Annotated in this window: 18 protein-coding genes; 3 read left to right on the top strand and 15 right to left on the bottom strand. The window is 59.4% G+C overall.

Going from position 1 to position 18,984, the window contains the following annotated elements; genetic code table 11:
• Window positions 1-9: 9 nt before the first annotated feature.
• From OCV64_RS05745 to OCV64_RS05735, 3 genes are read left to right on the top strand one after another with little or no spacing between them, the layout of a single operon-like run.
• Window positions 10-1,047, top strand: coding sequence for an FAD:protein FMN transferase (locus OCV64_RS05745; protein ID WP_262669531.1), 1,038 nt, complete (start codon window positions 10-12; stop codon window positions 1,045-1,047).
• Window positions 1,044-1,421, top strand: a complete 378-nt coding sequence (locus OCV64_RS05740; RefSeq protein ID WP_240286397.1) for a NusG domain II-containing protein — start codon at window positions 1,044-1,046, stop codon at window positions 1,419-1,421. The genes OCV64_RS05745 and OCV64_RS05740 overlap by 4 nt, the downstream gene beginning before the upstream one ends.
• A complete protein-coding gene (locus OCV64_RS05735) occupies window positions 1,402-1,914 on the top strand; it encodes a Gx transporter family protein (protein WP_262669530.1) in 513 nt (170 codons plus the stop codon). The genes OCV64_RS05740 and OCV64_RS05735 overlap by 20 nt, the downstream gene beginning before the upstream one ends.
• A gap of 38 nt (window positions 1,915-1,952) precedes the next feature.
• Here OCV64_RS05735 and OCV64_RS05730 read toward each other — a convergent pair whose 3' ends face one another.
• From OCV64_RS05730 to recJ, 15 genes are all read right to left on the bottom strand, one after another.
• The gene (locus OCV64_RS05730; protein WP_262669529.1) at window positions 1,953-3,221 is read right to left on the bottom strand and encodes a TRAP transporter large permease; all 1,269 of its coding nucleotides are present in this window, start codon (window positions 3,219-3,221) and stop codon (window positions 1,953-1,955) included.
• The gene (locus tag OCV64_RS05725; protein WP_186852921.1) at window positions 3,218-3,703 is read right to left on the bottom strand and encodes a TRAP transporter small permease; all 486 of its coding nucleotides are present in this window, start codon (window positions 3,701-3,703) and stop codon (window positions 3,218-3,220) included. The genes OCV64_RS05730 and OCV64_RS05725 overlap by 4 nt, the downstream gene beginning before the upstream one ends.
• Window positions 3,704-3,804: 101 nt before the next feature.
• The gene (gene dctP / locus OCV64_RS05720; protein WP_262669528.1) at window positions 3,805-4,872 is read right to left on the bottom strand and encodes a TRAP transporter substrate-binding protein DctP; all 1,068 of its coding nucleotides are present in this window, start codon (window positions 4,870-4,872) and stop codon (window positions 3,805-3,807) included.
• The gene (locus OCV64_RS05715; protein ID WP_186852919.1) at window positions 4,873-5,565 is read right to left on the bottom strand and encodes a DUF2848 family protein; all 693 of its coding nucleotides are present in this window, start codon (window positions 5,563-5,565) and stop codon (window positions 4,873-4,875) included. It lies immediately after the preceding gene.
• A 23-nt stretch (window positions 5,566-5,588) separates the two neighbouring features.
• Complete coding sequence (locus tag OCV64_RS05710) at window positions 5,589-6,377, bottom strand: carbon-nitrogen family hydrolase (RefSeq protein WP_186852918.1); 789 nt, start codon at window positions 6,375-6,377, stop codon at window positions 5,589-5,591.
• Between the two features lie 245 nt (window positions 6,378-6,622).
• Window positions 6,623-7,273: a GntR family transcriptional regulator gene (locus OCV64_RS05705; protein WP_240286405.1), complete on the bottom strand. Its 651-nt coding sequence runs from the start codon at window positions 7,271-7,273 to the stop codon at window positions 6,623-6,625.
• A 242-nt stretch (window positions 7,274-7,515) separates the two neighbouring features.
• A complete protein-coding gene (locus OCV64_RS05700; protein ID WP_240286406.1) occupies window positions 7,516-8,325 on the bottom strand; it encodes a helix-turn-helix domain-containing protein in 810 nt (269 codons plus the stop codon).
• Between the two features lie 147 nt (window positions 8,326-8,472).
• The gene (locus OCV64_RS05695) at window positions 8,473-10,335 is read right to left on the bottom strand and encodes a glycoside hydrolase family 13 protein (protein ID WP_262669615.1); all 1,863 of its coding nucleotides are present in this window, start codon (window positions 10,333-10,335) and stop codon (window positions 8,473-8,475) included.
• Window positions 10,336-10,447: 112 nt separating this feature from the next.
• Complete coding sequence (locus tag OCV64_RS05690) at window positions 10,448-11,386, bottom strand: uridine kinase family protein (protein ID WP_262669527.1); 939 nt, start codon at window positions 11,384-11,386, stop codon at window positions 10,448-10,450.
• A 45-nt stretch (window positions 11,387-11,431) separates the two neighbouring features.
• Window positions 11,432-12,889, bottom strand: a complete 1,458-nt coding sequence (hemZ, locus tag OCV64_RS05685) for a coproporphyrinogen dehydrogenase HemZ (protein ID WP_262669526.1) — start codon at window positions 12,887-12,889, stop codon at window positions 11,432-11,434.
• Between the two features lie 12 nt (window positions 12,890-12,901).
• On the bottom strand, window positions 12,902-13,516 hold the full coding sequence (locus OCV64_RS05680) for an MBL fold metallo-hydrolase (RefSeq protein WP_262669525.1): 615 nt from the start codon (window positions 13,514-13,516) through the stop codon (window positions 12,902-12,904).
• Between the two features lie 124 nt (window positions 13,517-13,640).
• Window positions 13,641-14,090 carry a D-aminoacyl-tRNA deacylase gene (dtd, locus tag OCV64_RS05675; protein ID WP_262669524.1) on the bottom strand — a complete coding sequence of 150 codons (450 nt, stop codon included), beginning with the start codon at window positions 14,088-14,090 and terminating at the stop codon, window positions 13,641-13,643.
• Between the two features lie 61 nt (window positions 14,091-14,151).
• Window positions 14,152-14,364: a hypothetical protein gene (locus OCV64_RS05670; RefSeq protein ID WP_147572444.1), complete on the bottom strand. Its 213-nt coding sequence runs from the start codon at window positions 14,362-14,364 to the stop codon at window positions 14,152-14,154.
• A 15-nt stretch (window positions 14,365-14,379) separates the two neighbouring features.
• The gene (locus tag OCV64_RS05665; RefSeq protein ID WP_262669523.1) at window positions 14,380-16,614 is read right to left on the bottom strand and encodes a RelA/SpoT family protein; all 2,235 of its coding nucleotides are present in this window, start codon (window positions 16,612-16,614) and stop codon (window positions 14,380-14,382) included.
• Window positions 16,615-16,655: 41 nt separating this feature from the next.
• Window positions 16,656-18,719 (bottom strand): single-stranded-DNA-specific exonuclease RecJ, encoded by a 2,064-nt coding sequence (recJ, locus tag OCV64_RS05660; RefSeq protein ID WP_262669522.1) that lies wholly within the window; start codon window positions 18,717-18,719, stop codon window positions 16,656-16,658.
• Between the last annotated feature and the right edge of the window lie 265 nt (window positions 18,720-18,984).

Raw genomic sequence — 18,984 nt, 5'->3', positions numbered from 1 at the left:
GGGACCTCTGTGGTCAAAACGCGCATATGGACCGCCGCCCTGGTCCTGGGGCTGCTCCTCTCTCTGCCGGCAGGCTGCCAGGTGGAGGATGTCGAGAAGGAGAGCCGAATCTTTGCCATGGATACGGTCATGACCTTGACCTACTACGGGCAGGACCGAGAGAGCGGACGGGAGGCCCTAGAGGAGGGGGTGGCGGCGGTCTATGAGCTGGAGGACCTGCTGTCCGCCACCGCCCCGGACAGCGAGATATCTGCCCTTAATGAAGCGGGACAGGCGCACCTCTCCCCTGACACGGCCCAACTGCTCTCCGCCGCTCTGGAGCTGTGTGCCCTCACCGGGGGGGCGCTGGATATCACAGCCTACCCCGCGGTGGAGGCATGGGGTTTCACCACCGGGGAGTACCGAGTACCCAATCAGGCGGAGCTGGAGGAGTTGGGTGACCGTATCGACTATACGCAAGTGAGCCTGGACCAGGAGGGCGCCTCCCTGCCCGATGGAATGAAATTGGATCTGGGGGCTGTGGCCAAGGGATACACGGCTGACCGTCTGGCCAAGCTAGCCCAGGAGCGAGGCATCACCTCCGCCCTGCTGGACCTGGGCCAGAGCACCATTTTGGCCCTGGGAGCCAAGCCCGATGGTTCTCCCTGGCGCATTGGAATCCAGGATCCCCAGGGAGAGGGCTATCTGGGCGTTCTGGAGCTGGAGGGGCAGGCCATGGGCACCTCCGGCGGCTATCAGCGGTACTTTGAGAGGGATGGAGTGCGTTACTGGCACATTATTGATCCGGCCACCGCTGCTCCAGCCCGAAGCGGCCTGCTCTCGGTCACAGTAGTATCCCCCTCCGGCCTTGCCTGTGACGGCCTGTCCACCGCTCTGTTCGTTATGGGACTGGAGCGGGGGACACAATTTTGGCGGGATCACCCCGAACTGGAGTTTGAGGCCCTCTTTATTCTGGAGGACGGCTCTTTGGCCCTTACCTCTGGGCTAAAGGACAGTTTTACTCTGGCGCAGGGCTATGAGGACCGGGAGGTAGAGGTGCTGTCATGAATAAAAATACCAAGATCATCCTGGCCCTGCTTGGGGCAGCGGTAGCTGCCTCTGCCCTGGCGGTGTTCTTGAAGCAGGAACGCCCCGAGGCCCCTGTGGCTGTTATCACCCAGCATGGACAGGTGCTCCAAAAGATAGAGCTGGACAAGGTGTCCGCGCCCTACTCCTTTGTACTGTCTGACGGAGCGGGCGGTACAAATACGGTACAGGTGGAGCGGGGGCGTATCCGGATCAGTCAGGCCAACTGTCCCGACCAGGTTTGTGTGGACCAGGGCGCCATATCCGACGGTACGGTACCCATCGTCTGCCTGCCCCATCAGCTTATCATCGAGATTACAGGAGGGGGTGGCGGCCTTGACGCGGCCACCGGCTAGGGGGGCCCGCAGGCTTACTCTGCTGGCCCTATTTACCGCTATCGCCCTGACGATTTTTATGGTCGAGGCCCAGATCCCCGTGCCGATTCCGATTCCAGGAGTGAAGCTGGGGCTGGCCAACATTGTCACTGTGTATGTGATGTTTGTCCTGGGGCCCGGTGATGCCCTGCTGGTGCTGTCCGCCAGGGTTTTCCTGGGCGCGGTGTTCTCCGGACAGATGAGTACATTGTTGTACAGCGCCGGAGGCGGACTGCTGTGCTGGCTGGCCCTATGCCTGCTGAGAAGGGTCCTCTCCAGAGACCAGATCTGGCTGTGCTGTCCTGTGGCTGCCATATTTCACAACCTGGGCCAGCTCCTGGTGGCAGCCGGAGTAATGAAGACCTGGGCGGTTTTGGCCTATCTCCCCTATCTGGTCATGGCCGGCGCGGCGGCCGGTCTGTTTACCGGCCTATGTGCCCAGGTGCTCATCCGACATTTGGAGAAAATACATTAAAAAACTCCCGACACAACGTGTCGGGAGTTTTTATAAGGTTAACCCACTAGATTGGGCAGTAAGGTAACCGTACCAGGGATATAGGTAATGATGATCAGAACAATGAGCAACACACCCAGCATAGGCACCAGGTCCTTCATCTGCTCCTTCAAGGAGACTCGGCCAATGGATCCAGCCACAAATAGGCACACACCCAGAGGAGGAGTACACATACCGATAGTCAGGTTTACCGCCATAACCAGGCCAAAGTGAATCAGGTCGATACCCATGGACTGAACCAGGGGCAGGAACAGGGGAGTAAAGATGACCAAGGCGCTGGTGGTGTCGATAAAGGTGCCGGCGATGAGCAATACGATGTTGATGACCAGCAGCAGAACATACTTGTTGCTAATGGTAGCGGACAGGAAGGAGCTAACCATCTGAGGTACCTGGGCCACAGTGATGATCCAAGTAAACAGAGATGCGCAGGCCACCACCAGCAACACCTGGCCGGTGGACTTGGCACAGTCAACGAACAGGCCAAAGAGATCCTTCAGCTTCAGCTCACGATAGACGAAGATGCCCAGGATGAGGGCGTAGGCGCAGGCAATGGCGCCGGACTCGGTGGCGGTAAAGACACCGGACAGGATACCGCCAATGATAATAATGGGCATAATCAGAGCTAGAATGGCATCCTTACCGGTGGAAAGAATCTCCTTCATAGAGGCGCGGGTCTCACGGCCGACATAGTGGCGCTTCTTGCCGATGAAATAGCTGAGGATCATCAGTCCAACGCCCATGATGATGCCGGGGATGAAGCCGCCGATAAACAGCTTGCCCACGCTGACGCCAGCCATGGTGCCATAGAGCAGCAAAGGGATAGAGGGGGGGATGATGGGGCCGATGGAGCCGCCGCAGGCAATTAGAGGAGCGGAAAAGGTGTTTTCATAACCCTTTTTCTCCATGATGGGCATCATAATTCCGCCGATTGCCGCGGTAGCCGCAATGGCGGAACCAGTAATGGCGGCGAAGAACATACAGGCTAAAATACTCACCAAGGCCAGGCCGCTGGGCAGGTGGCCAATCAGGGCATCGGCAAAGTCGACAATACGCTTGGAAATGCCGCCCTGTACCATCAGACCGCCAGCCAGGATGAACAGAGGAATAGCGATCAGTGCGGTGCTGTCAGCCCCGGTAAACAGGCGCTGGATGACTACGGTAAGGGGATAACCGCCGGCGACGATGCCACCCAGGGAAACCAGCCCCAGGGAAAAGCAGATAGGAATACCAATGAGGAAGAGAACAAAGAGCAACAGAATATAAATCATTTCTTTTCCTCCTCCTTATTAAAGTTACGGAACTGGCCGATAATATTCTTGATCATGTAGTACAACATCAGCACGGCAGCGCTGGGGATGCTTGCGTAATAAGCGGTCATGGGCAGGGGCAGATAAGAGGTGGTCTGGCGCATACCGCCGATTGCGAACTGATAGCCAATAACAATCAAAAAAACAAAGAAGCCGCACAGAACCAAGTTAATTATTATTTCCACTACCTTCTGGACCTTATTGGGCAGAGAGGTAAGGATTACGTCTACATTCAGATGGTTCTTGTCGCGGACACACCAGGCGGCGCCCCAAAATACTAGATAAGTAAAGGCAAGGCGGAGGATATCCTGGCTCCAGGGTAGGGGGGACTTCAAAACATAGCGGCAGAGGACCTGGGCAAAGGTAACGCCGAAGACGGCGATAGCGCTGACGCCCATGACCAGCCGTGCAAGGAAGTCGACGATTTGGTCAATTACTTTCATATTTTCTCCTTCCCTTAGTACAAAGGAACGTCCGGCGCAGGCAGAGCCTGCGCCGGACATCGTCTTGCAGGCCGATTCCCGAAATAGATCCGGGGAGAGGCTTACTTGTTGGCGTTGAACTCGGCGACCTTGGCCATGACAGCCTCCGTCAGAGAGGGATCGACCAGTTCAGCCACCTCAGGCAGCTTGTACATATCAGCGGTGGCATCCTTGAAGGACTGGATGTCAGGATCCTCGCACACGATGGTGCCGCCGTCCTTGATCTGCTGCAGGTACTCGGCCTCAACAGCGTCAACGGCCGCGCGCTGGGTATCTCTGGCATAGGCAGCAGCCTCGTCCACCCAGGCCTGCTGCTCAGGGGTCATGCCGTTGTACAGATCCAGGTTCATAATGATGCTCTCAGCACCATAGGTGTGGCCGTCCATGCACATATACTTCTGGACCTCACCAAAAGCGGAGGTGGCAATAGAGGCAATGGGGTTTTCCTGGCCGTCCACGGTGCCCTGCTGCAGAGCGGTGTACAGCTCATTAAAAGCGATGGGGGTGGCGATAAAGCCCAGTGCGTCGGCCAGAGCGAACCAGATGGTGGCCTCCTGAACACGGATGGACTGGCCCTTCAGATCAGCGGCGGACTTGATCTCCTTGCCGTTGGTAGTGAAGTGACGGAAGCCCAGCTCACAGAATGCCAGGTGCTTGATGCCCTGCTCCTCGAACAGAGGGGCAAACTCGTCCTGCAGGAAGTTGTCCAGCACATAGTAGGCCTCTTCCTTGGTTTCAAACAGGTAGGGCATAGACAGGACCTGGGTTTCAGGCACCCAGTTGGGCAGAGTGCCGTCAGTGGTCACGACAGTCATCTCCAGAGAACCCATCTGCACGCCCTCAGCGGCCTCACGCTCGCTGCCCAGGGAGGAGTTGGGATACACCTCACCCTTGATCTGGCCGCCGGAGAGCTCCTCGACCTTCTCGGCAAAGGCGCGGGCGGCGATGGTGGACTGGTGATCTTCGTTACCAGTGGTGGCGATCTTCAGGGTGTAGGATTTGCCCTCAGAGTTGGTGTTGGTGGCGCCGCTGGAGGTGTTCCCGGCGGAGCTCCCGCCGTTCGTGCTGCCGCAGGCGGCCAGAGAAAGTGTCATGGCGGCGGCCAGAGCAAAACTCAGAATTCTTTTCATTTATCTTTCCTCCTCAGAAATAGCGATTACGTTGTAGTCAGAAGTAATCTTGCGGTTCAAAACTTCGTCCACCATCTCATAACGGAAATTGGTGCCGAAGGTAAACCCATTCAAAAGGGGCACGGTGCCAGAGAAGATGACCACGTTGTCAATGCCGCCTACACGCTCGTCCAGCTCCTTCAGGATGAGGTCGGGGGGCAGGATGTCGGCCAAAGTACCGTCTTGATAGGCGATCTCTTTGCCATCCACAGTCTGATAGGAGCGCAGCTTAATGCCATCCCAATGGTCCTTCATATCCTCATAGTCCCAGACCTGGACAGCAATGGGCTTGGCACAGGCCTGCTTGGACTTGGGAACGCTGGCGCTCTCCAGGGCACGGTCGGTGTGGTCACTGCCCACGCCAATGTAACGCTTGCCGTTTTTGATGATAATGACGTACTCCACCTCACCACAGGTCTTCTCGCCCACAAAGTGCAGGTCCTTCTCCTGAGTCAGGGTGTAGTTGCCACACTGAAAGATGGTGGGGATGCGCTTGGGGGCGGGAACACCCAGCTGCTCCTCCAGCTCCTTGATGTGCTCCATGGTTTTTTCCATGTTGCGTCCGGCATAGCCGATGGCGAAGACACGCTCATAGTTCAGCTCGAGAGCCTCACTGCCATTTGCCTTCTCCAGAGTAAAATTGATTTTGCTCATGTCAATCCTCCGTATCTATGAAGTCAGTTGACTTGATAAAGACCGGGCTGGCGGTCCCTATACACATTGATGCTGCTGCGGATCCCCTTGATGATGTTCAAATCCATGTCGGTGGTCAGAATCATCTCATTAGGGCCGCAGCCGCCGACCAGTTCGCCCCAGGGGTCGTAGACGGCGGAGTAGCCGGCGTTCTTGGTTTCTCCAGCGGTGCCGCAGGAATTGGTGCAGGCTACAAAGCACTGGTTCTCGATGGCCCGTGCCTGGTTCAGCGCCTGCCAATGGAAGCGGCGCAGAGAGGGCCACTGGGCCACGACAAACAATACGTCGATTCCTTGGACGGTAATGGTACGGATTAGCTCCGGGAAGCGGACATCATAGCAGATAATTAAGCCGCAGGGGACGCCATCCAACTCAAACCGGACGGTATGGTCTCCGGACTGAAAGTATTCATGCTCGCCGGAGGGAGAAAACAGGTGCGTCTTATCGTACTCGGCGACGCAGGTTCCCTTGCGGTCAAAGACAAAGGCGGTGTTATAAATCTTGCCATCCCGGACATTCGACACAGAGCCGGCCACGATGTTTACGTTTAGCTCACTGGCCAGACGGGAGAAGGTCTCCTTCACACGGGCGCCGTCCTTGTCGCTGAGTTCTGCCAGGTTCTCCTTGGGGAAGAAACCTACGTTCCAGGTTTCCGGCAGGGTGATCACATCTGGGTGGCTCTGGGCCGCCTGACGGATCAGCTCTTCCGCGTGGGCGAAATTCTCGTCAGGAGAGGCGAACTTCATATCCATCTGGATCAGACTGACTTTCATATCTCATAACTCCTTTTTGAGAAACTTGAGAACAGTAATTTTGAATTTTGTATACCAAATTCAAAATTCCAACATAGATTTTATACGCAGGGCATTATTTTGTCAAGAATTACGCAGCCTTTCTTGCATGATTGTAGATTTTCACGAAAGAATATTTGCTTTTTTGTATAAAACTATCAACATACGAAGTAAAACACACGACAGGGGTTTGACCTGCCGTGTGTCTGCTGCCATATAAAAAAGATTCAGTCTATAGAGGTGTTATGCTGAACATTACAGTGAGTCTGCTCCATGTGGAGTTTCATGGCCCGGACTGCCTGGTCCGCGTTCCGGCAGCGCAGCGCCTCCAAAATTGCGGCATGTTCTCGAATGGTAGATTGGCGCCGAGGCGCGCCGGACAAAGCCTTGGTGGCGGTGACAAAAATCATATCGTTCAAGTTGCCTAACAGGTCGATTAGGGTATTGTTGCCACTAAGCTCATAGATGCTCTGGTGAAAGAGGCGGTCAAGTTGGGCGAAATCCAGATTGTTTGAGGAGTCCATAGCTGCGACCTGCTGCTGATAGGTCTGTTCAATAGCGGCGAAAGTTTCGTCAGTAATATTTTTGGCCGCGTCTTCCACGGCGGATAACTCCAGAGCTGTACGGACTTTCATTAAATCAGCCAGATATTTTCTACCAAAGCTGCGAATGACCGCCCCTTTGTAAGTTTCAATACTCACCCAGCCGTTGTGTTCCAGCATCTGAATCGCTTCACGGACAGGGGTGCGGCTGACCCCCATAGTCTCGGCCAGCTCTCGCTCGTTCAGTTCTTCTCCAGCCCGATACTTCCCGGAAAGGATATCCTCCTTAATGATCTCATATACTTTATATTTGTAAGGGAGTTGCTTTTCAATCAATGTTTTCATCCTCCAGAAGTAACGTCTTCCTCTTGACGGGCAAGGGTCAGTTCCGCATACTCTTGCCGTCACAGTAAAATATTATACTAGATGGAGGACCTTGTCAAGAAACCGATGCTTTCCTCTTTCCATAGGTACTTTTGTAGAGAATTGTAGTCTTTTATAGAAGCTCAGTAGGGCGGCAACGTGTCGTCTGGGCGGAGCACACTGCCGGCTCATCGTTGCCGACCAGGGAGGTGGGGTCATTGGAGCGCTAAGAGTTCCGGCTCCTCTTTGATCTCGGGAGGGTGTTGGCCGAAGGAACTGCTGCCTGCCTCTATGATCCAGTCAATGCCCCGTCCGGTGGGCTCCAGCCGCAGCAGAGCGTGGGTCCCCTCCAGTTCCCCCTTGGAGTAGGTTAGGGAGATGACGGCGGCTTTATGATAGCGGAAGGGGAGGTCCTCCAGGACCAGAGTGGCCGTTTTGTTGCGGAAGGCGACAGGAAATTCCTCCTGGTGATAAGAGGGGGCAGGGATGACTGTGGTGTTCCCATCCTGGTAGGATGGCTGTTCCGGAAGGACTGTAAAGAGGGATACCTGGGTGTCATAGCCCCTAAGCCCGCCATTCTCCGTCAGGGAGAGCGCCAAGTCATAGGTCATGGTTTCGTAGTCAGGCCGGACGGCATACAACACCTGCTGAACGGGGGCAGACGGGGCTTGAGGTGGGTCCAGGATCATGAGGACCCGGTAGCGATAATAAAAATTGAAGCCCAGAGATACTGCCAAAACCACGGAAAGGAGGGCGCACAGGGCGGCCAGCAGGCGGGAACGCCTGCCATGAGACACCTGTTTTGCTTCCGACACCGGCTGTTCTGGCTCCTCTACCCCCAAAAGCTGGTTCAAAGAAACTCCAAAGAGCCTGGCCATGGCGATGAGTTTGTCCACCTCGGGGACCGCCCCGTCCATCTCCCAGCGGGAGATCGCCTGTCGGGAGACACCCAGCCTCTCCCCCAGGCCCTCTTGGGACAGGCCGTGCTGCTTTCGCAACGCCTGAATACGCTGGCCAAGGGTCATGTTCTCATCTCCCTTTTCAGAATATGGCAGGCTCGCAGGCCCCCAACTTTTTTCTGTGAGAAACATAGCATAAAGGGACGAATGGGGTCTACCATCCGTCCCTGACAAGTTGTCAATCTGTGGTTGCCCCCCTGGGCCTCAAGGCTTTCAGCCTTCGTGGACCAGGAAGGCCGCGCCGGACAGAGGGGGGATAGTCAGGGTGGGCCCCTCCTCCCCGGGGTCCACATGGGCCCGGCCCAGCAGGGGCGTCAATTCCCCGGGAAAGCCCAGCTCCATGGCGGCGGGCCCATCCCCGGCGTTGCAGGCACACAGGATGGTCTCCCCTGCCGCCGACCGGGTGAAGGCCAGCAGAGGCCCCTGGCCGGCCACATACCGGATGTCCCCCCGTCGAAGGGCGGGGTGGTCCCGGCGCAGGGCGCCCAGAGCCCGAAACCAGTCCACCAGCTCCCGGTCCTCGCGGCCCCAGGGGTAGGTCTGGCGGTTGAAGGGGTCCTCAAAGCCTTCCATCCCTGCCTCGTCTCCGTAGTACACGGTAGGGGAGCCGGGAAAGCAGAACAGCAGAAGGGCCGCCGCCCGGAGCAGGTCCTTGCCCCGCCGCCTCTGTTTAGGGGACAAACGGAAGTGGGCCCGCCAGTCTCTGGACTGATCCCGGTACTCCCCTCCTGCCCCCAGCAGGGTGAGGATGCGGGGGGTGTCGTGGGTGCCCAGGGAGTTCATGGCGGAGTAGAAGGCGGAGGGGGGATAATTCTCCCGAATGGTCTCCATGGCCGATACGAAGTGCTCTCCTCCGCCGCCGCGGAAAAAGGCAAGGATCGCGTTGCGCAGGGGGTAGTTCATCAGCCCGTCACAGTGGCCGCCCAGAATGTGCTTGCGCCGTACTCCGTAAGCTACTTTGGTGGAGCCGTCCTCCCACACCTCGCCGATGACCAGGGCGTCGGGCTTCTCTGCCCGGGCGGCCTGGTGGATGCCCGCTACGAAGTCGTCGGGCAGCTCGTCGGCCACATCCAGCCGCCAGCCGTCCGCTCCGGCCCGGAGCCACCGGCGGACCACACTGTTCTCCCCGGCGAAGATAAAGTCCCGGTAGGAGGGACAGCTCTCGTTGACGGCGGGCAGGGAGTAAATGCCCCACCAGCTCTCGTACTTCTTGGGCCACTGGATGAAATTGAACCAGGGGCGGTAGGGGGAGTCCCAGCTCTGGCTGGCCCCCACGTCGGGATAGAAGCCGTCCCCGTTGAAGTAGCGGCTGACATAGCCGGTGTGGTTGAACACCCCGTCCAGCATCACCCGCATCCCCCGCCTGTGGGCCTCGTCGCACAGCCGGGAGAAGTCCTGATTGCTGCCCAGCATGGGGTCGATCTTGTCGTAGTCGGCGGTGCCGTAACGATGGTTCTCCGATGCCTCAAAGATGGGGTTAAAATAGAGGGTCTCCACTCCAAGGCCCTTCAGATAGTCCAGCTTTTCCATGACGCCCAGCAGGTCGCCGCCGAAAAAGTCCCGGTTCCGGATCTCTCCACGCTGGTCAGGCCGCCACTCAGGCAGTTCCTCCCAATCCTGGTGGACCCAGCGTCCTCCTACCATCCCGGCGGGATCGGGGACACGGGAGCGGAGAAAGCGGTCCGGAAAGATCTGATAGGTCATCCCCTCTCCAAACCAGGAGGGGACCTCCTCCGCCTGATAGACGGTGAGTTGATAGGGGCCCAGTTCCTGGCGGCCTCCATCCAGCCGCTCCAGCAGGAAGGAGTACCACACCAGCCCCACATAGTCCCCAGTGTCCAGGCTGCCCTGAAACAGGTCCCGATCCAGCTCCAGACCGCTCCAGAGCATCGGGAGGGACTCGATTTGATCCCCACGACTTTCAAAGCGGGCGGAGAGGGTGGCGCGGGAGAAGCCCTCCACCCTTCCAGGGCGGAGGGTGAACCGGACCTGTGTCCCGGAGGGGACCGCCCCGTAGGGCGTCTTGTACCGGGAGTCCCGGGAGTTATAGATAGGCTGGTCGGTCAAGTCGATCACTCCGGAAATAGGATAAAAGCTTTGCTGGAGCCCACTGCGGAAAGAGAAGTCAGGGCCGGGGGCTGGAAACTTTGCCCCTCCCCGCGCAAGACAGCGCCATGGATTTGATAGGTCAGTGATACTGGTAGCTCCCACCGCCGATGAACTCCCGCAGCAGGGAGTCCTTGGGCACCAGGGCCGGGTCAATGGCCTCGAAATGCTGAAAGGCGTCCACCAGCTGGAGCATCTCGTCATGGCGCTCGTTCTCTTGGGGGACAGAGCGGAGGATGGGGATGGCGTAATTTTTCATGACCGGCACTTCATAGGGGAGGGAGGAGTCAAAGATGATATCCGCCCGGCCCTTAAAGGGGGAGATATACAGCTTCTCTCCCCGGCGGACATTGGCCCACATCTCCAGAGTTTCGGCTACCCCGGTGCCCCGGAAGTTGTAGTCCCGGACCGCCCGGCGGGTCAGCCGCATCCAGGTGCCCTTGAAGCGGAGGACGGCCCCCTCGTTCACGTTGGACCGGGCGGAGATATAGAGCTTGGTGGCCTCTGGGTGGCGGCCGGCGATGTCGTCATTCAGGGCGTGGATGCCCTCGAAAATGGCAATCTCGTTCTTCTCCAGCCGAAGGGGGAGGCCCAGGGAGTCGTTGCGCATCTGGCGGGCAAACTCGAACTTGGGAATGAGGATCTCCTCTCCACGGGACAGGGCGGCAAAGTGCTCATCCAGCAGTTCCATGTCCAGGCACAGGGGGGACTCATAGTCGATGTCTCCCTCCGGGGTGCGGGGGGCGGCTTTTTTGTTCATGGTCTTGAAGTAGTTGTCCATGGCCACCGCGTGACAGTTGACTCCGCGGCGCCGCAGCTCCTCGGCGATCTTCAGGGCAGTGGTGGTCTTGCCGGACCCGGAGGGCCCGGACAAAAGCACGATGGGGCTGTGCTCCAGATTGCCCAGGATCTTGTCTGCCGCCAAGGACACCCGTTGGGCGTAATTTTCGTCGCACTCGGTCAGGAAGGCGGTCACGTCAGTCTGAATGCGCCGGTTGATCTCCTGCAGTTGATAAGCCATTTGGAACTCCTTTCCCTTGGGCAGGCTGCCCAGCGGTATAGATGGTCAGCGGAAAAACGCCAGCATCTCCCTCTGCTGCTCCGCCAACTTTTCCCCGGCGGACAGGTAGTCCTGGGGATACTTCGGGTTGGACAGCCGGAGGAGCCGGCCGCTCTGGGGATCGATGAGCTTGGTAACGCCGCCCGCCCCCAGAGAGATGACAGTGTGGAGCTCCTCCATCATGACGATGTTGTACAAGCTCTCCGTGCCCGGCCTTGCCCAGCCCACATTCTCCAGAGAGCCGGACATGTACTTCTGCCGATAGAGGTAGTAGGGAAGATAGCCGCCGGACAGGGTCGTGCGGGAGTAGTCCAGCATTTGGGCCACCTCCTCCCCGCCGGGAAGGGCGCCTTTCCTCTGGATCAAAGTGGAGCCCTTCTTCATGGCCAGGGTGTGGACGGTGATATTCTCCGGCCCCATGGCCAGCACCCCATCCAGAGAGCGGCGAAAGCCGCCCAGGGAGTCCAGAGGCAGGCCGGCGATCAGGTCCATGTTGATGCAGTCGAAGCCCACCTTGCGGGCCAGGTCGTAGGCAGTCTGAATATCCCCCGAGGAGTGCTTTCTGCCAATGGCCTCCAGCACATGGTCCTCTAGCGTCTGGGGGTTGATGGAGACGCGGCCGACACCGTGGGCCCGGAGCACCTCCAGCTTTTCCCGGTTGATCGTGTCCGGCCGGCCCGCCTCCACCGTAAGTTCGGTGCATCCCTCCAGAGGGAGGACCTGCTCACAGCGGGTCAGGACCCGGTCCAGCTGCCGGGCGCTTAGGGTAGTCGGGGTGCCGCCCCCCATGTAGAAGGAGCGGATGGTCCTGCCACTCTCCGTCAGTACACGGGCCGTCCCATCGATTTCTTTCAGCAGGGCGTCCACATAGGGCTCCACCAATGTTAATGTCCGGCCCACGTCGGCGGATACAAAGGAGCAGTAGGCGCACCGGGTGGGGCAAAAGGGGATGCCGAGGTACAGGGATACCTCCCCTTCCTTCAGCGACCGCTGGGCGGCGATGCTGGCCTGGGCGCAGTCCACCGCCAGCGCGGCCCGGTCGGGAGAGACATAGTATTCCTCCCTTAGCTCCTGCTTGGCCTGAAGGGGTGTGGCCCCGGACAGCAGGGCGCGGGTGGGCAGTTTCACCGGACGGACACCGGTAAGCATCCCCCAGGGAGGCGTATGGCCGGTGAGCGCACGGGCGGCCAGAAAAAAGCACTTGCCGATGGCCCGGCGGCGGATGCCCTCCCGCTGGAACTCGTCGCCGACCAGGGGAACATCCAGGGAATAGGGCAGGGACTTGCCGCGGAAGCACAGCTCTACGGTGACATGGCAGCGGTCATCTTCCCGGAGGGTGACAACGGCCCAGCTGTCATCCCCAGGGCCGATGGGCTCATAGACGGGACGCTCGCCGGGAAAGAGATTGAGCATTCCCTGCTCTACAACATACCGCTCATCATGCCCGTTCAGAACCAATTTCATAAGATAGTCTCCTCATTGCCCCATGGCTTCCCGGAGGAAGGGGTTGTACTGCCGCTCCCGCTCCAGCGTGGAGGTCCGGTCATGGCCGGGGCAGACGTGGAAGTCCCCTTCCAACTGGCCCAGGCGGTTTAGAGAGGACATGATCTCTTCATAGCTGCCCCCCCGCAGGTCGGTGCGGCCGCAGGAGCCGCAGAACAGGGTGTCCCCGGTAAACAGCACATCCCCGACCTGGAGGGTGACGGAGCCCTTGGAGTGGCCTGGGGTGTGGAGGACCTGGATAGTGAGAGAGCCCAGAGTGAGGGTATCCCCCTCGGTGTAGTATTTCAAGTCCGCTACCTGCCCGGCCAGGGGAAAGAGCTGGCTTCCAGCCCCGTTGGCGTCCGCCTGGTGGATATAGACCTCCGCCTGGGGCAGGGCCCGGATCAGGTCGGGAACAGCGGTAGTGTGGTCGTAGTGGCCGTGTGTCAGGAGGATATACTCCACCTGTACCCCGTCCTCTTTTAGAACAGACAGGATGCGGTCCCCCTCGTCGCCGGGGTCGATAACGGCGGCCTTGTTGGTGGCTTCGTCCTCTAAAATATAACAGTTTGTGCCGATGGGACCGACCTGCATGACTTTGACTTTCATGAAAACACCCCTTTAGGTTGAACGTGGAGAGTTAAAAGTAGACAGTGGGGGTGGCCGAAGGCGAACAGCCCGCCCAGCGCGGCCGGATATGGTATCTCCGCGCTTCATACTTTTGGCTTTCCTCTTACTGGTCTGTATCGTATAAATCGTATAAAATGGTGACCGGCCCGTCGTTAACAGAGGCCACCTGCATATCCGCTCCAAATCGGCCGTGGGCCACCTGAAATCCCCTGGCCCGGCACTGGTCGATAAACCGCTCGTACAGTGGGACGGCAAGGTCAGGCTTGGCCGCCCCGCTAAAGCCGGGGCGGCGGCTCTTGGTGTCGGCATACAGAGTAAATTGGGACACCACCAGCAGAGAGCCGCCAACCTGAGACAGATCCAGATTCATTTTGCCGTTTTCGTCCTCGAAAACCCGCAGGTTGCAGATCTTTTCTGCCAGCTTATCACAGACCGCCGGGGTGTCGCTGGGGCCCACCCCCAGCAGGATCAGGAAGCCCCGGTCAATGGTCCCCTCCACCGCTCCGCCGATGGTGACAGAGGCGGAGGAAACTCTTGTGACGACTGCGCGCATAGCTTGGATACATCCTTTCGTGGTGAGATAGCGGAGCATGCCCGCTTTTTCGAAATGGGGATCATGATACCCACTGGAATATGCAGATAAAGCCGCCCACGATAACGCTAAAGGAGACGGCAGCCCAGGCGGAGGCTTGACTGCTCTTTTTTTCCTGCTCCTTTGAGGGGGGCTGGCAGGCATATTTGATAGCGGCAATCAAATTATAGACGAATACCGGCGCCCAGATGAACCAGGTATAGACAAAAACATACCCCAAAGGCTCGATAATCATAGCATACCCCTCCCGTTATTTCCCGGAAGACCGGGCCACATAATAGACCCCCTGGATGTTGTTCAGCTTGTTGATGACGGCGCTCAGTTCCGCCTTGTCCTTGACCTCCACCACGATGTTGACTGTGGCGTGTCCGTCCGGCTGGGAGCGGGCGGACAGAGCGGTCACCTTCACCTTGGCGGCGGACAGGGCCATGGCCACATCCAGTGTCAGGCCGTCCCGGTCCTTAGAGGCCAATTCCAACGCTGTTTTATAATTGGGAAGGTCGCTCTCCACCCAGGACACCTTGACCCAGCGGTCCGCTTCCTCTGGCCGGCGCTTGTCGGGGGAGGCGTTGGGACAGTCCGCCCGGTGGACGGACACACCGTAGCCGCGGGTGATAAAGCCAATGACTGGGTCGCCTGGCACGGGGGTGCAGCACTTGGCAAATTTGACCAGACAGTTGCCCAGCCCCTCCACCACAATACCGGAGTCAGAGCGCTTGGGCTTGACCTGGCCTGCGGCGGGGGCTGCGCCGGTTCCGGGGACGATCACGCTCTCCTCCAGACTCTTGGAGGAGGCCGCCGCCTTCTCCGCCTGGAGCCGGCCCAGCCGAAGCAGCTCGTCCTTCACCCGCGCCACCGCCTTGACCGCAGTGGTGCCGCCATAGCCGATGGAGGCGTACAGCTCGTCCAGAGTGCCAAAGCGCACTTTGTGGAGGATGTGAGGCAGCACCTCCTCCCCAGTGATGGCGGACAGGGGGATCTTTACATGCTTTAGCTCTGCCTCGAAGGCAGCGCGGCCAGTGGCGATATTTTCTTCCCGCCGCTCCTTTTTGAACCACTGGCGGATCTTGTTCCGGGCCTCGTTGGATTTGCAGATCTTCAACCAGTCCCGGCTGGGGCCTTTGGCGGATTTGGAGGTCATGATCTCCACGATGTCGCCGTTTTTCAGAGGCGTTTCATAGGTGACCATCCGGCCGTTGACCCGGGCGCCCACCATGTGGTTGCCCACAGCGGAGTGGATGTTATAGGCGAAGTCAATGGGGGTGGCCCCGTTGGGCAGGTTGATGACATCGCCGTTGGGGGTAAAGACGAACACCTCGTCGGCGAACATATCCACCTTCAGGGTGCGGACGAACTCCTCAGCGTCGGTATCCTGCTGGCTCTCCAGCAACTTGCGCACCCACTCAAAGTCCTTCTCTGTCCCCAGCTTTTGGTTGGCCATCCCCTGTTTGTACTTCCAGTGGGCGGCGATGCCGTACTCGGCGGTCTGGTGCATCTCCCAGGTGCGGATCTGTACCTCAAAGGGGATGCCCTCCCGGCCGATGACGGTGGTGTGGAGGGACTGGTACATATTGGGCTTGGGGGTGCCGATATAGTCCTTGAACCGCCCCAGCACCGGCTTGAACATATCGTGGATGCAGCCAAGCACGTTGTAGCACTCCGGAATGTCGTCCACGATGACCCGGAAGGCGTACAGGTCGAAGATCTCGTCCAAGGTCTTATTCTGAGCGAACATCTTGCGGTAAATGGAGTAGATGTGCTTTACCCGGCCGTAGACGGTGCAGTGGATGCCGTCCTGGGCCAGCCGCTGCTGGATCTTATGCTGGATGGAGGTCATAAACTCCTCATGGGCGGAGGAGCGGCGGGCCAGCTCGTCCTCGATCTCCTTATAGCCAATGGGGTCCAGATAGCGCAGAGAAAGGTCCTCCAGCTCCCACTTCAGCTTCTGCATACCTAAGCGGTGGGCGATGGGAGCATAGATCTCCATGGTTTCCAAGGATTTTTCCCGCTGCTTTTTGGGGGACTGGTACTCCATGGTGCGCATATTGTGCAGCCGGTCACACACCTTGATGAGGATGACTCGGATATCACGGCTCATGGCCATGAGCATCTTGCGCAGATTTTCCATCTGCTCCTCTTCCTTGGTGACGAACTGCATCTTGGTCAGCTTGGTGACGCCCTCCACCAGCTCGGCCACAGAGGCGCCGAATTTTTTGGCGATCTCCTCATGAGTGGAGGCGGTGTCTTCGATGCAGTCGTGGAGCATAGCGGCGATGACGGAGTCCACGTCCAGCCCCAGGTCGGCGACGATCTCCGCCACAGCCAGGGGATGGATGATATAGGGCTCTCCGCTCTTGCGCAGTTGGCCCTTATGGGCAGCGTCGGCATAGGTGAAGGCGTCGAACAGCCGCTTGGTATCCAGATTTGGGGTATAGGAGGCCACCTTGTCCTCAAGGGCCTGATAACGGACCAGAATAGGGTCCATAAGATCACCTCGAAGTAGAGTAAAAGTTTGAGGAGCTCGCCTTATTCACGCAGGACATCCCGCAGCCGCCGCAGCAGCAGAGAGGCGTCCAGATCCACCTTGCCCTCCAGCCGGTTCAGGGTGATCTGAAGGCGGCCGGCGCTGCGGCCCAGCTGGATCAGGCCCCGCTCCTCCAACACCTCCAGACACAGGAGGGTCCGGGCAGGCACCTCGACCTGCCTTCCGGAGCGGGCCACCGCCCGGGAGATCCGGGGCAGGGTGTCCTCCAGTGGACCACCGGGGGAGCAATGCCGGTCCAGCCATTTCCACAGGCAGACAAATTCCTCCCGGCTGGGCAATAAGAACCGGGCCTCCTGGGGAGTCAGGGCCTCATCCCGGCGATACTTGTCATAGATGGCCTGCTCCATCTGTGCCCTGGAGGGGGCGGGGCGCAGGTCGATGATCTGGAGCTGCACGGAGCGACAGCCGCGAAACTCGTTGATCTGGGGATAAAAAGCCGCGTCCACCCGGCAGCCGGGGGACAGGCCCAGCTCCCCGCCGTCGGCGGAAAACCAGATGGCGTCCAATAGAATGCCACGGGACTCCAGTTTCAGCTTCAGGTGCCGGCCCCGGCCCACTTGAGCCATAGAATGGATCTGCACTCCACTGAGGACCAGCACGGGCCGCGGGTTTCCAACCCCACAGGGCTCCAGCCGGTCCAGGGCGGATACCTCCTCCACGGTGAGCAGCTCCGGTGGCACTACCCCATCCGCCTCCAGAACAGAGGGCAGCTCGGTCCCCTGGGCTCGCTCCGCCACCGCCTGTGCTAGAGCCTGCGCCAGGGCGGGGATGCGCTCCTCCCGGACGGTAAAGCCGGCGGCCAGGGCGTGGCCCCCAAAGCTCTCCAGCAGAGGGGCGCACTCCTCCAGGAGTTCAAACAGATTGATTCCGCCCCAGGAGCGGCAGGAGCCCTTGCCCATCCCCTGGTCCAGGCAGATCATAAAGCAGGGCCTAGCATATTTTTCTGCTAGGCGGGAGGCCACGATGCCCACTACCCCTTGGTGCCAGGCCCGGCCAGCCAGCACGAGGGCCTCGGCCTGGGGAGCCTCCCCCAGCCGCTGGACGCACTGCTGGAAGATCTCGCCCTCTACGGTCTGGCGCTCCCGGTTCAGGGCGCACAGCTCCTGAGCCAGCTCCTCCGCCCGCTCCGGGTCCCCGGTCATGAGCAGCTCCAGGGCGGCCTCTGCCCGCCCCATCCGGCCGGAGGCATTGATCCGGGGGGCCAGGGTATAGCCCACCGACACAGAGCTGATGGGGCGGTCCCCCTGTCCGGACAGAGAGATGAGCCGGGCCAGCCCCAGCCGCCGGGAGGGGTTCAACCGGGCCAGGCCGGCGCTGACGATGCGCCGGTTTTCCCCGGTCATAGGCATCACGTCGGCCACGGTGCCGATGGCGGCCAGGTCGCAGGAGGACTCCCACACCTTGCAGGCTCTCTCTGAACCGGCCACGGCCATGGCCAGCTTGAGGGCCACTCCCACGCCGGCCAGCCCCTTGAAGGGATAGGGACAGCCGGGCTGGTGGGGGTCTACCACCGCCACGGCATCAGGCAGAATACCCTTGCAGGTGTGGTGGTCGGTGATCACCACGTCCACACCCAACTGACTGGCGAAGGCCACCTCATCCACGGCGGTGATGCCGCAGTCCACAGTGACGATCAGCGTGACGCCCTGTCGGGCCAGGGAGGCGATGGCCTCCCGGTTCAGGCCATAGCCCTCCTCCAGCCGGCCGGGGATATAGGGCAGCACAGCGCCCCCTTCGCCGGACAGAAATTCGGTGAGCAGACAGGTGGCGGTGATGCCGTCCACATCATAGTCCCCATAGACCGCTATCTGCTCTCCCCGCTCCAGGGCCAGCCGGACCCTTGCCGCCGCCTGATCCATGCCCAGCATCAACAGAGGAGACAGAAGGGACTCCCCTCCGGGGGATAGCAGTTGCTGGGCCTGGTCCCCGCTATGAATGCCCCGGGCAGCCAGGATGGAGGCCAGCAAGGGGGGCAGTCCCGCCCCTTCCAGGGCGGAGCGAAGGGCTGCGTCGGGGGACGCCACTGACCACTGTCTGTATTTCATTGGCATCCACCTCCAGACCATGCAGGATCCCGCCAAAGGGCGGATATGGGGAGTATTAACTTATCTATTATATCACAGTGGCGGAGGGACCATCAAGACAAAATCCCGTTCAGCACCTCTTTTTGCCTGTTTTGTCTCAGTTTTTTCCACGTTGCGGGCTCCCTTTTACCTTTTGGACTGATTTAGGCTTACCTAACAATTCATTCGTCAGATGCACAGAAAAAGCTCCGCCATTGAACAGGCGGAGCTTTTCCCTGGTCTGTGT

It is taken from the genome of Muriventricola aceti (assembly GCF_025567565.1).
In the GTDB taxonomy this organism is placed as follows: Bacteria; Bacillota; Clostridia; order Oscillospirales; family Oscillospiraceae; genus Lawsonibacter; species Lawsonibacter aceti.
This window is presented reverse-complemented; position numbering and strand designations above follow the sequence as displayed.